13 protein-coding genes are annotated in these 14,559 nt (G+C 64.3%); 6 read left to right on the top strand and 7 right to left on the bottom strand.

What is annotated here, in order from left to right:
• Positions 1 to 10: 10 nt before the first annotated feature.
• The 6 genes from ACH0BU_RS04285 to ACH0BU_RS04310 all read right to left on the bottom strand — a co-directional run bounded on the left by ACH0BU_RS04285 (position 11) and on the right by ACH0BU_RS04310 (position 5,642).
• On the bottom strand, positions 11 to 1,288 hold the full coding sequence (locus ACH0BU_RS04285; RefSeq protein ID WP_296219440.1) for a glycoside hydrolase family 130 protein: 1,278 nt from the start codon (positions 1,286 to 1,288) through the stop codon (positions 11 to 13).
• A gap of 71 nt (positions 1,289 to 1,359) precedes the next feature.
• The gene (locus ACH0BU_RS04290; protein WP_136451231.1) at positions 1,360 to 1,683 is read right to left on the bottom strand and encodes a hypothetical protein; all 324 of its coding nucleotides are present in this window, start codon (positions 1,681 to 1,683) and stop codon (positions 1,360 to 1,362) included.
• A 210-nt stretch (positions 1,684 to 1,893) separates the two neighbouring features.
• Positions 1,894 to 2,442: a DUF1269 domain-containing protein gene (locus tag ACH0BU_RS04295; protein ID WP_500263804.1), complete on the bottom strand. Its 549-nt coding sequence runs from the start codon at positions 2,440 to 2,442 to the stop codon at positions 1,894 to 1,896.
• Positions 2,443 to 2,512: 70 nt separating this feature from the next.
• Positions 2,513 to 3,013 carry an Hsp20/alpha crystallin family protein gene (locus ACH0BU_RS04300; RefSeq protein ID WP_136451232.1) on the bottom strand — a complete coding sequence of 167 codons (501 nt, stop codon included), beginning with the start codon at positions 3,011 to 3,013 and terminating at the stop codon, positions 2,513 to 2,515.
• 410 nt (positions 3,014 to 3,423) lie between these two features.
• A complete protein-coding gene (locus ACH0BU_RS04305; RefSeq protein ID WP_046410705.1) occupies positions 3,424 to 4,047 on the bottom strand; it encodes a response regulator transcription factor in 624 nt (207 codons plus the stop codon).
• Positions 4,044 to 5,642 (bottom strand): PAS domain-containing sensor histidine kinase, encoded by a 1,599-nt coding sequence (locus ACH0BU_RS04310; protein WP_231621999.1) that lies wholly within the window; start codon positions 5,640 to 5,642, stop codon positions 4,044 to 4,046. The genes ACH0BU_RS04305 and ACH0BU_RS04310 overlap by 4 nt, the downstream gene beginning before the upstream one ends.
• A gap of 659 nt (positions 5,643 to 6,301) precedes the next feature.
• On the opposite strand from ACH0BU_RS04310, the gene ACH0BU_RS04315 reads away from it, so the two are divergent.
• Genes ACH0BU_RS04315 through ACH0BU_RS04330 form a run of 4 tightly spaced genes read left to right on the top strand, consistent with a single transcriptional unit; the run spans position 6,302 to position 12,705 of the window.
• Complete coding sequence (locus ACH0BU_RS04315; protein ID WP_296219446.1) at positions 6,302 to 7,726, top strand: efflux transporter outer membrane subunit; 1,425 nt, start codon at positions 6,302 to 6,304, stop codon at positions 7,724 to 7,726.
• Entirely contained in the window at positions 7,723 to 8,799 is a 1,077-nt protein-coding gene (locus ACH0BU_RS04320; RefSeq protein WP_296219448.1) for an HlyD family secretion protein, read from the top strand. Before ACH0BU_RS04315 ends, ACH0BU_RS04320 begins: the two co-directional genes overlap by 4 nt.
• A 2-nt stretch (positions 8,800 to 8,801) precedes the next feature.
• Positions 8,802 to 11,576 carry a ribosome-associated ATPase/putative transporter RbbA gene (rbbA, locus tag ACH0BU_RS04325; protein WP_296219450.1) on the top strand — a complete coding sequence of 925 codons (2,775 nt, stop codon included), beginning with the start codon at positions 8,802 to 8,804 and terminating at the stop codon, positions 11,574 to 11,576.
• 4 nt (positions 11,577 to 11,580) lie between these two features.
• Positions 11,581 to 12,705 (top strand): ABC transporter permease, encoded by a 1,125-nt coding sequence (locus ACH0BU_RS04330; protein WP_296219452.1) that lies wholly within the window; start codon positions 11,581 to 11,583, stop codon positions 12,703 to 12,705.
• Positions 12,706 to 12,748: 43 nt separating this feature from the next.
• On the opposite strand, the gene ACH0BU_RS04335 is transcribed toward ACH0BU_RS04330, so the two are convergent.
• Complete coding sequence (locus ACH0BU_RS04335) at positions 12,749 to 12,919, bottom strand: hypothetical protein (protein ID WP_164518887.1); 171 nt, start codon at positions 12,917 to 12,919, stop codon at positions 12,749 to 12,751.
• 9 nt (positions 12,920 to 12,928) lie between these two features.
• On the opposite strand from ACH0BU_RS04335, the gene ACH0BU_RS04340 reads away from it, so the two are divergent.
• Entirely contained in the window at positions 12,929 to 13,630 is a 702-nt protein-coding gene (locus ACH0BU_RS04340) for a universal stress protein (RefSeq protein ID WP_500263819.1), read from the top strand.
• A 74-nt stretch (positions 13,631 to 13,704) separates the two neighbouring features.
• Positions 13,705 to 14,274 carry a CC0125/CC1285 family lipoprotein gene (locus ACH0BU_RS04345; RefSeq protein ID WP_296219458.1) on the top strand — a complete coding sequence of 190 codons (570 nt, stop codon included), beginning with the start codon at positions 13,705 to 13,707 and terminating at the stop codon, positions 14,272 to 14,274.
• The last annotated feature ends 285 nt before the right edge of the window (positions 14,275 to 14,559 follow it).

Genomic DNA, 14,559 nt, shown 5'->3' on the forward strand with positions numbered 1-14,559 from the left:
ACGTGGCCGGTCAGCGCATGCGGGCGAGCAGGTCCGCGACCTTCATCGTCGTCACCGTGGCATAAGTGTCCGCCACGCCATGCGGCAGGATCAGCCAGCCGTCGTGGACCAGCGCCCCGCAGCTGTAGATGACGTTCGGGACATAGCCGTCGCGCTCGCCCTCCATCGGCGTCAGGATCGGTTCCTCGGTTCGCGCCAGCACCTTGCTGGGATCGTCCTTGTCGAGCAGGCAGGCGCCCAGGCTGTAGCTACGGATCGTGCCCACCCCATGGGTGATGACCAGCCATCCCTCATCGATCTCGATCGGTGGCCCGCACACGCCGATCTGGATGAACTCCCACGGCCAGCGCGGCTTGATGATCACCTCGCCGCGGTTCCATCGGTACAGGTCGTTGGAGGTCAACAGCCAGATATTCTCATGGTCCTGCCGGCCCAGCATGGCAAAATAGCCGCCTACCCGCCGGGGAAAGAGCGCCATGCCCTTGGTGTGCGCATAGCGGCCCTCCAGCGGCACCAGATCGAAGGTGCGAAAATCGACCGTGCGCATCAATTCCTGCCGGATCGCGTCCGGCGCCACGCCGGTATAGGTGCCATAATAAACGACGCTGCCATCGTCCTCGATGAAGCGCGTCAGTCGGAGATCCTCCAGCCCCCGGCGATGCCCGGGGGCGACGGGAAACAGGACGAAGCGCGAGAGGTCAGGGTCTGGCCCGCACTCGAACCGGATCGCCGGATCGTCGCGCCCACCCCCGGGGATCGGGCTCGACTTGGCCGACACCAGCTGCTCGGCCGGGGCCTCGAACCAGACCTTGCCGCCCGGGCCGACGGTGCCGACACGGAACACGATGGAGGATACATGCCCCTCGCCGACCGCGCGGAGCGTCAGCAGCACGCGGATCGACTTGGCCGGCAGGTCGGTCTGGTCGGGGTGGATGGTGATGCTGGGATTGAACAGCGCCGCCGCCTCGACGGCATATTCCTCCAGCAGGTACCCGCCGATCAGCTGCACCTGTTCATCGCTCAGCGTATGATCGCTACCCGACGGGGAAATCGCCGCATAGAACCGCCGCTCCAGCAGCATGTCCACCTGACGATGCCGCTTCGCCAGCTGCGCCTTCAGCTTGTTCAGCTCAAGCTTGACCGTCGCGGGCGGCAGCGCCCTGACACGGTCGACCACCAATGCCGTGCGCTGCTGCGGAACGTCGCGACTGGGAAACGGATTGTCGGCCGGGGTGAACGGCCGCAACACGACATGCGAGGGGTCGGCGCGGAACACGACCTGCGACATGATCCATTCCCTTCATCGTCTGGCGCGCAAGCCGGCCCCTGCCCCTGTCCCGCCGGCCTGGTTGGCGAAGGTCAGGGCGACTTGGGGCTGATCACCAGCGCGGTGCCGTTCGGATCCACGGTCACCAGGTTATAGCTGCCATCGGTGCATTTCGCGCGCCACTGCGGCCGGTTCGGATTGGTCCCGACCTGCTCCGCACTGACCACCCCCTGACACGGCACCCCTGCGTCCTGGATCGCCCGGAACAGGACGATGCGCAGATCGCCTTCGGGCAGCGCCAGCACTTCCTTGGCGTAATTGCCCACGTTGATCTGTTCGGCTTCCTGCGTGACCGTCGTGCCGTCACATCCCGCGACCAGCAGCAGCAAGGGGGCAAGAAACAAGCCTGGCTTCATGTTTGATCTTCCTTTGCCTGTCGTGTGATCCGGAACCGGATGGTCGCGATCGAACTGCCGTCCAGTTCACTTCAGATCGCTTGCTTCTTCAACCCTTCGCGTCCGACGATGGGCGATCTGGCCACAGCGGCGCGCCCATCGGCCGCGACCAGGCCGCCCATGCTGCCGGTGAGGCCAATTTGCGCCGCAGACAGGCCGCGTCCCACCTGGTCAATTGGCCGCCGCGCTGCTTGCGTTCTCTTGGTCCTTCGACACCTGCATCAACGCCTCCTGCAGCCGCTTTTCCTGGTCGGGCGACAAGGAAGAGCGCAGCACGCGGCCGCGCACATCAGACAATTCGCTCAGCACCTTTTCCGCCTGAACCTTGCGCACCAGCACGAAGATCGCCGAGGTGTCCGGCTTCAGCGTATCGGAAAGCTCGCGGATGAAATTGTCGTCGATGCCATAGTCCATCAGCGACCCGGAAAGCGCGCCCGCCCCGGCGCCGACCGCCGCACCCACCGCCATCCCGGCCAGGGGGTTCAGGAACAGCAATCCCACCAATGTGCCCCACAAGGCGCCGGACAGCCCGACGGAGGCAGCACCGGTGCCAACCATGTTGTAGCTCTGCTTCAGCCGCACCTTTCCGTCCGGCTGCCGAATGGCGACGACCGCATCCTCCAGATCGATCAGATATTCCCGCTGCATCCGCTGCAACTGGGTGAGGACGCGATCAGCCTCATGCGGATCGTCAAAGCCGGCAACAATCAGATCAGCCACATGCACTCTCCTCTGCTTTGCCGGTGCCAGCGACGCCCGGCTTCTTCGGCCAGGCGCGGGCGTCGCAGCCTCATTTCTGCGACGAGATCGGGATGCGGCGCTTCTGCTCGCCGGCCTTTTCGTCCTTGGGCAAGGTGATGATCAGCACGCCTTTGTCGACATGCGCGCTCACCGCATTTGGATCGACGTCCTTGGGAAGATTGATCTTGCGGACGAACGATCCATAGCGGCGCTCGCGCAGCATGTAGTCGCCGTCCTTGCGATCCTCCTCATCGCGCTTCTCTCCCGATATCGTCAGGATTCCGTCGGCGACGCTGACGTCAATCTGGTCCTCCGACATGCCGGGGATCTCGGCCGAGAGTCGATATTCCTTGTCCTTCTCCGTCATCTCCAACGCCGGCAGGCTGAACATGCCGTCGAGCGCAGCGAGGCTGCCAAGGCGTGATCCGAACGCACTGCGTGCGGGCGAGGAGAAATTCTCGAACAATCGGTCGATCTCGCTGCGCAGCCAACCCAGTGGCGCCTCGCCGCTCGACCGCGTCTTCGCTGGCAGATCCGCTTGCGTGCTCATCGTCCCGAACTCCGGCCGTGAAAATCGTGAAGGCGGCGTTCAGGACCACGTGGTCCGGGCGCCGGAAAAAATCACCTGCCCGTGCACCGGTGGCGATGCAGACGCTGCGCCGGCGGCCGGGGGGAGCCGCTTTCACGCACGGGCAGGTGGGCTGCAAGGCAACCGGGCCTCGAGAAGCGACGTGCACACGTGCAAGGAGGTGATCCGTATCCTGACGTGCCGCGATACGCTCCGCAGACTTCAGTCTTTATTGCTGCCGATCAACAGCTAGGGACGCCGCGTTTTTCGGAATATTGGGAAGAGTACCTAAGCTCGCGAAAGCCCCGATCTGGGATGGGCGCGCGGGACGATGGCGCACGACCGTTGGTGCGCTTCAGGGGCCCGTGACGCCCAGCAGAACCGCGCCGGTATTAGGTCCGCGGGCTGCCCAGGCCGGCGGCAAATGCGATCCGCAGCGCGTCGGACAGGCTGCGCGCCTTCAGCTTGGTCATCACGTTCGCGCGATGCACCTCCACCGTGCGCACCGAGATTCCGAGGTCGTAAGCGATTGTCTTGTTGGGAAACCCCTCGGCAAGCTCCGCCAGCACTTCCCGCTCGCGCGGCGACAGGGCACCCAGTGCGAGGTCAGCGTTGGCCGCCCGGGTCAGCGCGTCTGCCGATTTCTCCAGCCGTTCGAACGCATGCTCCAGCGCGGCAAGCAGCACGTCGCCATCAAATGGCTTTTCGATGAAATCGACGGCGCCCGCCTTCATCGCCTTGACCGCGATGGTGATGTCCCCGTGACCGGTCAGCACGATCACCGGCATGGCGATGCCGCGTTCAATCAATTGCTGTTGCACCGCCAGCCCGTCGATGTCCGGCATGCGGACGTCGAGGAGGATGCAGCCGTTTTCCGCATGCCGCACCTCCTTCAGAAAGGCAGTCCCGCCCTCCCACGTTCGCGTGGCGAAGCCGAGCGTCTTGAGCATGAAGCTGGCCGATCGCCGGACCGCCGCCTCGTCATCGATGATGTGCACCAAGCGTTTGTCGTTCATTCTGCCAACTCCCGATCGGCCTGAACCATGGTAAAGTGAAACGCCGTACCCCCGCCCTCGCGCGGCTCGGCCCAGATCCTGCCGCCACTCGCCTCCACGATCGTCCGGCAAATCGACAGCCCCAGTCCCATGCCGCCGGCCTTCGTACTGTTGAACGCACGAAACAGCGTCGCCGCAACCTGCGGGGCAATGCCCGATCCGGTGTCGGCAACGGTGGCTTTCACGCATCCGTCGTCCTCGACCCGCGTCGACACCGACAGGTGGCGCTCTGGCGATTCCGCCATCGCCTCGATCGCGTTCCGGATCAGGTTGATCAGCACCTGCTGGATCTGAATGCGGTCCACCAGGACGGGCGATGCATTGGCGTCGATGTCGAAGGTGACCCAGATCCCGCGTTCACGCGCACCGATCAGCGCCAGTTGTGCCGCCTCTTCGATCAGTTGCGGCAGATCCTCCACCGTCAACTCCATCTCGCCGCGGCTTTCGAAGTCATGGAGGTGCCGCAGGATATCACCCGCCCGCAGACCTTCGCGCATCGCCTCCGCCAGTGCGTCGTCGATCATGTCACGGTCCTCCTCATTTCCCTCCCGCAGAAGGTTTCGGATGCCGCGCATGTAATTGACGACCGCCGTAATCGGCTGGTTCAATTCATGCCGTAAGGTGGAGGCCATTGTGCCCATCGCGCTCCCCCGTGCGGCATGAACGAGGCTGGCGCGCAGTTCCTCCAGCCGTTCCTGCGTGCGACGGTGCTCGGTCAGATCGCGGATGAACGCGGTGAAGATCGGCTTCCCTTCGGTCACGGCTTGGCCAACCGCCAGCTGCAACGGAAAGGTCGACCCATCGCCTTTTCGCCCGAGCAAGGTTGAGCCCACGCCATCGCTACTGTTGCGCGTTGCGGCGAGGTAATATTCGAGATCCCCCACTCTTCCCTGCGGGTCGGACGACGCGATCAGCCGCTGGAAGCTCGTGCCCACGACTTCGCTTTCGGACAGCCCGAAGAGGCGTTCTGCCGCCGCGCTGAAGGACAGGATGTTGCCAGCGCGATTTGTCACCACCATTGCGTCCGGCACGGTCGCCAGGATCGAGCGATAATGGTTCTCGCTGGCCGCAGCCCTGAACTGCTCGGCGCGCTGCTGCGTGATGTCGCGGATCAGCTTTCCATAGCCGCGCAGCGTTCCCGATTGATCATAGAACGCCTTGAGGTTGAACGATGCTAGGAACCGCGATCCATCCTTTCGGACATGCCAATCCTCGCCCCTGACCGCCCCCTTCACAGCCGCAGTACGAAGGTGATGATCCGGCACCCCCTCGGCCACTGCCATCTGCGTGTAGAAGATGGAGCAATGCTTGCCGATGACCTCGTCGGCGTTCCAGCCCATCAACCGGCGCGCTCCTTCGTTCCACACCGAAACACGACCGGCCGCATCATACATATAAATGGCGTAACCGGTCGCTCCCTCGATCAGCAGGTTCAGCTCATGCGCCGCCGTGCGTTCGCGCGCCGCGCGGGCGGAATGAAGGTAGGACAGGGCAACGACGCTACCGGACGACAGACCGAACAGCAGCAGAAGCCGCAGCTCATCCGTACTCGGCAACCATCCTATCCATGAGGTCACCGCGGCGGAGAGCGCAGCCGCCACACCGGCCCAGAACGGCCCCGCCAGCATGCCGGTGACGGAAATTGCGAAGAAGAACAGAAGAAATGGGGCCGCTGGGGGCGGCCCTTTATTGAGTGCATGTTGCACCAATGCAGCCAGCCCGACCACCCCCACGGCGATGCCGCAGCCAGTAAGCCCCGCGCGCAATGAAGCCCCACGTATGGAGTGCATCGGCTCTCCTAGTGCCGCACCATTTCCCCAGCGCGCGGCAACTCTTTGCTTAACATAAATTTTGGTACATTCGAAGACAATCTCGATTGTTGGTTACCGGTAGCGCACCAGGATGGAGCGGATCCTCTTCCGCTCATTGCCCAGCATACCGCCGTCGTGACCGGGGCAGAGTGACGGGCAAGTTGTTTCCAACGATATAGGCAAAACCCCTGATTGGCGGATCAGGGCGGGTCGGTGACACCCGTCAGACGCGCACGCCGGTCGTGCCCGGCCATCGGGGATGCGCCCCGGGCGCCCAACCAAGACGCAATGTCGCGCACGAGCGCGAGCGGCGCTGCGCCATCTCGAGCCAAGGGATCGCATCAGGTGCAACAGGAATGACGATCTGTGGCACGACCGCTCGGACTAAGACGCGGTCGCGGATCGTGCCGATCGCGCTCATCCTGTTCACTCTTGGCGGCTGCTCCTTTGCGCCGAAACATGTTCGCCCGGCCGCGCCAGTGCCGCCGCGCTTCCCGGGGACGAACCCCGGCGGTGCGACCATCGCGGCGATCGGCTGGCAAGCCTTCTTCCGCGATCCGGAACTGCAACGCCTGATCGCACTCGCCCTGGCCAACAATCGCGACATTCGCGTGGCGGCTGCCCGCGTTCTGGAGGCTCGGGGCGCATGGCGGATCCAGGGCGCAGCGCTCTACCCGCAGATCGATGGTGCTGTCGCCGCCACGCGGGGCCGGACGCTGTACAACCTGCCAGGCAGCGCAGCGACGCCGGTCGACGTTCGCTCCATCGGCGTTCAGGCGAATGCGGCGTGGGAGATCGATTTTTGGGGCCGGCTGCGCAATCTGCGCGATGCCGCGCGCTGGCAGTATCTCGCGACGGAAGAGGCGCGCCGCGGGGTTGCCACGCAACTGATCGCGCAGGTTGCAAACGGCTATCTGCTCGAACGGGAGTATCAGGAACGCGCCGATCTCGCCCGCCTTACGATCTCCACGCGCGAGGAGTCGCTGCGGATCGTCCGGCGACGCTACGAGGTGGGATCGGGAAGCAAGCTCGACATGACGCAGGCGCAGGCGTTGCTGGGTCAGGCGCGCGCCGCGCTTCAGGCTCTCGAGCAGGATCAGGAGGTCAATCGCAACGCGCTCGCGCTTCTCGTTGGCCAGCCGGTGACATTGACCGCATCGGATCGGCGCTTCGCGCAGATCACCACCTATCTTCAGCTGCCGCCGGGGCTGCCGTCCGATCTGCTCACCAACCGGCCGGACATCGTAGCGGCGGAGCGTCAGTTGCTGGCGGCCAATGCGAACATCGGCGCTGCGCGCGCCGCGTTCTTCCCTAACATCACGCTTACCGCGGGAGGAGGGATCGCCAGCACCAGCCTTGGCGACCTGTTCAGTTCGCCGACGGGGGTCTGGAGCTTCGCGCCATCGCTGACGCTGCCGATCTTCAATGCGGGCCGATTGCGGGCCAACCTTGACGTGGCGGAGGCCAGAAAGATCTTGGCGGTGGCCGAATATGAGCGCGCGATCCAGATCGCGTTCCGCGATGTTGCCGATGCGCTCGCGCGGCGGCGACAGCTGTCGTTGCAGATCGAGACGACGCGCGGTGTGCTGGACGCCCTGACCGAGCGTGCGCGGCTGGCGACCTTGCGCTTCGATAATGGCCGTTCGGCCTATCTCGAAGTGCTCGATGCACAGCGCGACCTGTTCGACACACAGCAATTGCTGGTGCAGCTACGTCGTGCCGAGGTGGCGAGTGGAGTTGCGCTCTACGCCGCGCTCGGCGGCGGTTTCGCCGCGCAGCCCGTGTTCGATTCAGACGCTGTCGCCACGGGGAGGACACCGGCACCATGAGCAAATTGCGGGACAACCGCTGGATTTCGCGCGGGCTGATCGCGCTGGCCATCGTCGGCGTCGGGGTGCTGCTGTGGCTAGCCATGCGTCCATCGGGCCTCCCCGCCGGCATCGTCAGCGGCAACGGCCGGATCGAAGCGGTCGAGATCGACATTGCCGCCAAGATGCCGGCTCGCCTGCGCGACATCACCGTCAGCGAGGGGCAGTTCGTGCGTCAGGGACAGATCGTCGCCACGATGGATACGGACGCCTTGCAGGCGCAACTGGCGCAGGCGCGAGCGCAACTTGCCGAGGCGACGAACGCCATCCAGATCACCGAAGCGCAGGTGCTGCAGCGGCAAAGCGACAAGGCCTTTGCCCAGGCGACCGTTCGCCAGCGGGAGGCGGAACTGAACGTTGCCCGCAAGCGACTGGGACGATCCTCCACGCTCGCGAAGGAAGGTGCGACGCCGGTGCAGGAGCGGGACAATGACCAGGCGGCGGTCGAGGGCGCGTCGGCAGCCGTAGCCGCCGCTCAGGCGCAGGTCGCCGCGGTGGATTCTGCGATCCGCGCGGCCCGCAGCCAGGTGGTTGGGGCCGGCACGAACGTCGAGGCGACGGGCGCCACGATCGACCGGATCATGGCTGACATCAACGACAGCGTGCTGCGCGCGCCCCGCGCGGGCCGGATCCAGTACCGCATTGCGCAGCCCGGCGAAGTTGTGGCCGCTGGCGGCCGCGTGCTGACGATGATCGATCCATCGGACGTGTCGATGGTGTTCTTCCTGCCCGAAACGGTCGCTGGTCGGGTCGCGCTGGGTGACGAGGCGCGCATCGTTCTCGACGCGCTGCCGGATCGCTACGTTCCGGCACGGATCAGCTTTGTCGCGGACGTCGCACAATTCACCCCCAAAACCGTGGAGACATCCAGCGAGCGCGAGAAGCTGATGTTCAGGGTGAAAGCGCGCATCGATCCCGATCTTCTGCGTCGCCACGTCAACCTGGTGAAAACGGGGGTCCCCGGCGTAGCCTATGTCAGGATCGATCCCGGCGTGCCGTGGCCGGCCAGCCTGTCCCGTGTCGTGAGGGATTAGCAATGCTGGCGCCGGGCGCCTCCCCCCATGCGTCAACCACCGCCGACGATCATGTCGCGCGACTGTCAAACGTGACCTTGCGCTACGGCCGGACGGTCGCGCTCGACAATCTCGACCTCATTCTCCCGGCAAGGCAGATGGTCGGCCTCATCGGTCCGGACGGCGTCGGCAAGTCCAGCCTGCTCTCGCTGATAGCGGGCGCGCGTGCCATTCAGGAGGGCAAGGTCGAGGTTCTTGGCGGCGACATGAGTGACAAGGCGCACCGCGACCTGGTCTGCCCGCGGATCGCCTATATGCCGCAGGGTCTCGGCAAGAACCTCTACCCTACCCTCTCGGTCGAGGAGAATCTGCAGTTCTTCGCGCGGCTGTTCGGGCAGCCCCCGGAAGAACGGCGCCAGCGCATCCATCAACTGACCCGAAGCACCGGGCTCGAGAACTTTCTCTCGCGTCCCGCAGGCAAGCTTTCCGGTGGAATGAAGCAAAAGCTGGGCCTGTGCTGTGCGCTGATCCACGAGCCGAGCCTGCTGATCCTCGACGAGCCGACCACCGGCGTCGACCCGCTGGCACGTGCGAAATTCTGGATTCTCATCGGCGAGATCCGCGAACAGAACCCGGGCATGAGCGTGGTCGTCGCGACCGCCTATATGGACGAGGCGGAACGGTTCGACTGGCTGGTCGCCATGGACGACGGCCGCGTACTGGCGACGGGCACGCCGGGCGAGCTGATGGCGCAGACATCGTCGCCGGGACTGGACGAAGCCTTTATCGCGCTGCTGCCCGACGAGAAGAAGCGTGATCACACGCCGGTCACGAAGCCGCAGCAGCAATTCAATGAGCAGAGCGTCGCGATCGAGGCGAACGATCTCACGATGCGCTTCGGCGACTTCGTCGCGGTGGACCACGTCAGCTTTCGCATCGGTCGCGGCGAGATCTTCGGGTTCCTGGGATCGAACGGCTGCGGCAAATCGACGACCATGAAGATGCTCACCGGCCTGCTCGAGCCGAGCGAGGGCGAGGCGAAGCTGTTCGGCAAGCCGATCGATCCCAAGGACATCAACGTCCGGCGCCGGGTCGGCTATATGAGCCAGGCCTTCTCGCTCTACAGCGAGCTGACGGTGCGCCAGAACCTGGAACTTCATGCGCATCTGTTTGCGGTGCCGCCGGCGGAGATCGCGGAACGCGGCGCCGAGATGATCCGGCGGTTTGGCCTCGACAATGCGGCGGAGGACTTGCCGCCGGCCCTGCCCCTTGGTGCGCGGCAGCGCCTTTCGCTCGCCGTCGCGATGGTCCATCGCCCCGAAATCCTGATCCTGGACGAACCCACGTCGGGGGTGGACCCGATCGCGCGGGACACGTTCTGGCGGCTGCTGATCGACCTGTCCCGCCGCGACCAGGTGACGATCTTCATCTCGACGCACTTCATGAACGAGGCCGAGCGCTGCGACCGCATTTCGATGATGGATGCCGGCAAGGTGCTCGACAGCGACACGCCGGAACGACTGATCGAGAAGCGCAGCGCCGCGACGCTGGAAGAAGCGTTCATCTCCTATCTGGAGGAGGCCAGCGATGAGGCGACGGCAGACGCCCCCATCCAGATGCCCACAGCAACGGCGCCGGAAGCCGCATCGTCGATGCGCCGCTTCAGCCCGCGGCGGATGTACAGCTACCTTTGGCGCGAGACGCTGGAGCTTCAGCGTGATCCGGTGCGCGGGGCGCTCGCGCTCGCCGGTTCGGTGATCCTCCTTCTGGTGATCGGGTTCGGGATCAGCCTGGACGTCGACAACATCCGCTTTGCCGTTCTGGACCGGGACCAGACCACCACCAGCCGCCAATATGAGCAGGAGATCGCAAGCTCGACTTATTTCATCCCGCGCCCGCCAATCACCAGCTACGACGACATGGACCGACGGATGCGCAGTGGCGACATTTCGCTGGCCATCGAGATCCCGCCGGGATTCGGACGTGATTTGCGGCGGGAAACGCCCCAACCCGTCGCCGCATGGTTCGACGGTTCGATGCCGCTGCGCGCAGAGACGATCCGCGGCTACATCCAGGGCCTGCATCAACGCTGGCTGGCGACAGAAATGCGCGACGCGGGCCTGACCGGTGCGGCGCGCGCGGGCGCGGACGGATCGGTCACGGTGCAGAACCGCTACCGCTACAACCCCGACGTGCGCAGCCTGCCGGCGATGGTGCCAAGCGTCATTCCCCTTCTGCTGCTGATGCTGCCCGCCATGCTGGCGGCGATGGCCGTCGTCCGGGAAAAGGAAACCGGATCGATCATCAATTTCTACGTGACGCCGGTGACGCCGAGCGAATTCCTGCTAGGCAAACAGCTTCCCTACGTCGCGCTGGCGATGATCAACTTCGCGATCATGGTGATCATGGGCCGCTGGGTGTTCGGCGTTCCGATCACCGGCAACTTACTGGCCCTCACGGTTGGCGCATTGCTTTTCTCCTTCGTCTCCACCGGCATCGGTCTCCTCGCCTCCTCCGTCACCCGCAGCCAGATCGCCGCGCTGTTCCTTGCCATGATCGGCACGCTGATCCCGACGCTGACCTATGGCGGCATGATCGATCCCGTGACCTCGTTGCAGGGCGGCGCGCGGATCTTTGGCGAAATCTACCCCTCGTCGCACATGATCACGATCACCCGCGGCGTGTTCAACAAAGGGCTGGGCTTCGAGGACCTGTGGTCGTCGCTATGGCGATTGCTGCTCGCCTGGCCGATCATCACCGGAGCATCGATCCTGTTGCTCCACAAGCAGGAGCGCTGAGGCGATGCGCACGCTCTCCAACATATACCGGCTCGGCATGAAGGAGCTGTGGAGCCTGTGGCGCGATCCCGTGATGCTTCTGCTGATTGCCTTCACCTTCACCGGGGTGATCTACACCTCGGCCAAGGCGATGCCGGAAACGCTCCACATGGCGTCGATCGCGATTGTCGATGAGGATCGCTCCCCGCTGTCGCGGCGGATCATCGATGCCTTCTATCCCCCGCAGTTCGCCCCGCCGATGCTCATCAATAGCGCCCAGATCGATCCCGGTCTGGACACGGGACGCTATACGTTCGTGCTGCGCATTCCCACCAACTTCCAGCGTGACGTGCTGCGCGACCGCGCGGCGGAACTGCAACTGAACACCGACGCCACGCGGATGACTCAGGCGTTCAGCGGCAGCAGCTATATCCAGCAGATAGCGCTGGGTGAGGTGAACAACTTCGTCGCCCGGCAACAGGGCAAAAGCGCGCTGCCGGTCGATCTGGAGGTGCGTGCGCGCTACAATCCTACGCTCAGCGCCATCTGGTTCGGCGCCCTCGTCCAGGTGATCGACCAGATCACCTTGCTGGCCATCATCCTGACCGGCGCGGCGCTGATCCGCGAGCGCGAGCACGGCACGATCGAGCACCTCCTCGTCATGCCCGTGACCCCGTTCGAGATCATGGCGAGCAAGGTGTGGTCGATGAGCCTGGTCGTCCTGGTGGCATCCTTCCTGTCGACGCAGCTGGTCGTGCGCGGATTGCTGCATGTCCCCATCGCGGGATCGCTGCCGTTGTTCTTCGCCGGCGCAACGCTCGCGATGTTCGCCACCACGTCGATCGGGATCTTCATGGCGACGGTTGCGCGCAACATGCCCCAGTTCGGGATGCTTGCGGTACTTGTCCTCCTGCCGCTGCAAATGCTCTCGGGCGGGATCACGCCGCGGGAAAGCATGCCGGAAATTGTTCAGAACGTGATGCTCGCGGCGCCGACCACGCACTTCATCAGCCTGGGTCAGGCGATCCTGTTTCGCGGCGCCGGCATTGATGTCGTCTGGCCGCAGATGATCGCGCTTGCTGCAATTGGCGCTGTATTCTTCGTCTTTGCCCTGCGCCGGTTCCGTGCCGTCATCACCAGAATGGCGTGACGTTCAGCTCTAAAGACTTCGATTAGATCATCCTTACGCACCGTTACGTATACCGTTCAGGTGCAGAAAGGCCCAGTTTCTTCATCCAGGCACCCACAAAGGCGCGGGGAAGAGGATGCGGTCGATTCTGCTTTATGCGAATGAGGATAGCGGCACGATCGATCGGGTCGAAGCTGCGCTCAATCTCGCCGGCGCCTTCAACGCCCATCTTCATTGCTTGCAGATGATCACGCCGGATACGTTCGTGGCGATGGATCCCTTTGGTGGGGTCTATCCGATGTTCGATCTGCTCGAGGACATGCGGGAGCGGGAGGCGAAGAACAAGCAGGAGATCGACGCCAAGCTGCAACGCGCGGACGCGCCGCGCACGTGGATCACCGGCACCCGCTATCCACGCAGTAGCGCGCTCGATCGCATGGCGCTGGTCGACCTGACCATCGTGAGCATTCCGCAGAAGGACGAGCTTGGCGATCGGCCGCCCCCGCCAGCGCGGCTCGCCACGCAAAGCAACACGCCGGTCCTCGCGATCGCTCCTGGCGGCACGCGTTTCGACGCTTACGGCAATGCCATGGTGGCGTGGAATGGTTCTGCGGAAGCGGCGCGCGCGCTGTGCGCGGCCGTCCCGCTCCTGTCGCGGGCTGAAAACGTGACGATCGTGCATATCGAGGAAGCGAAGCCCCATGCACTTTCGCCCACGGATGCCGCCGAATACCTCGGCTATTACGAGATCAGGTCGGATATCCGCGAAGTGGCCCGATCCGACCGGATCACCAGCGAGGTGCTCGCCGAGGCCGCGGCACTGGCCGACGCATCATACATCGTCATGGGCGCCTACGGCCACGCGCGGCTGCAGGAGCGGGTTTTCGGCGGTGTGACCCAGGCCCTCTCCACCAACAGCAATGTCAGTCTGTTCATGGCCCATTGAGGAGCACGTTCATGACCTCACCGTAGCACCAACCGCGATCTGTGTTCCGAAAACATAAGAAAGGAGACGTGTCCGTGCCCACGACCTTCAGAAAAACCACCATCGCAGCCGCTCTGGCGATCTCCGTTGGGGGACTCGCAGGATGCGCGACCACGCCAACGCCGTATCAACCGATGGGCTCCGGTAAGGTCAGCGGCGGCTATTCCGACACGCAACTTGCGCCTGATCGTTACCGCGTCACGTTCGTCGGCAACGATTACACGTCGCGCAAGACGGTGGACGATTACCTCCTCTATCGGGCGGCGCAACTGACCGCGCAGAATGGCTATCAGAGCTTCAAGATCCTCACCAACGTCAATGAAAGCGACGTCGAGACGCAATTGACACCGGACCCGCTGTTCACCGGGCCCTATGGCTGGTGGCGCCCGGCATGGCGGTATTACGGACCGGCCGGGTGGCGTAGCTGGAATCCGTGGACGGGCGATCCGTTCTGGGCAGATACCGTCGATGTCAGCACCGTCACCAAATACGAGGCGCAGGCAGATATCCTGATGCAGCGTGGGCCAGCGACGGGCAAGGGAAGCTTCAACGCCAACCAGGTGCTCACGGCCCTGGGACCGACGATCCAGCTTCCGAAGTCATAACCGTTCAATCGTAACAAGGCGGTCGCGCTGTCGGTGTTTCCCTTGCGGAAACTCCGCCGCCGCGGCCGCCCCCTTTTTACTCATCGGCACTCGGTACGGATGCTGCCCGGTCGCTCAAAAGCGCTGATCACTGCCTCGGTGAATGATCCGCGGGCCTTTCTACCGAAGTAGAATGTAGCCGCTCATCTCCCGATCAGCGCCGTTCAGCGGGCGTTCCGAAAGCCACCCCCAATCGCGATGCGCTTCAAGGTTGGGAGTGACGGATGACTCATTTCACGCGGCGCG

The organism is Sphingomonas olei (assembly GCF_045369765.1).
GTDB lineage: Bacteria > Pseudomonadota > Alphaproteobacteria > Sphingomonadales > Sphingomonadaceae > Sphingomonas > Sphingomonas panaciterrae.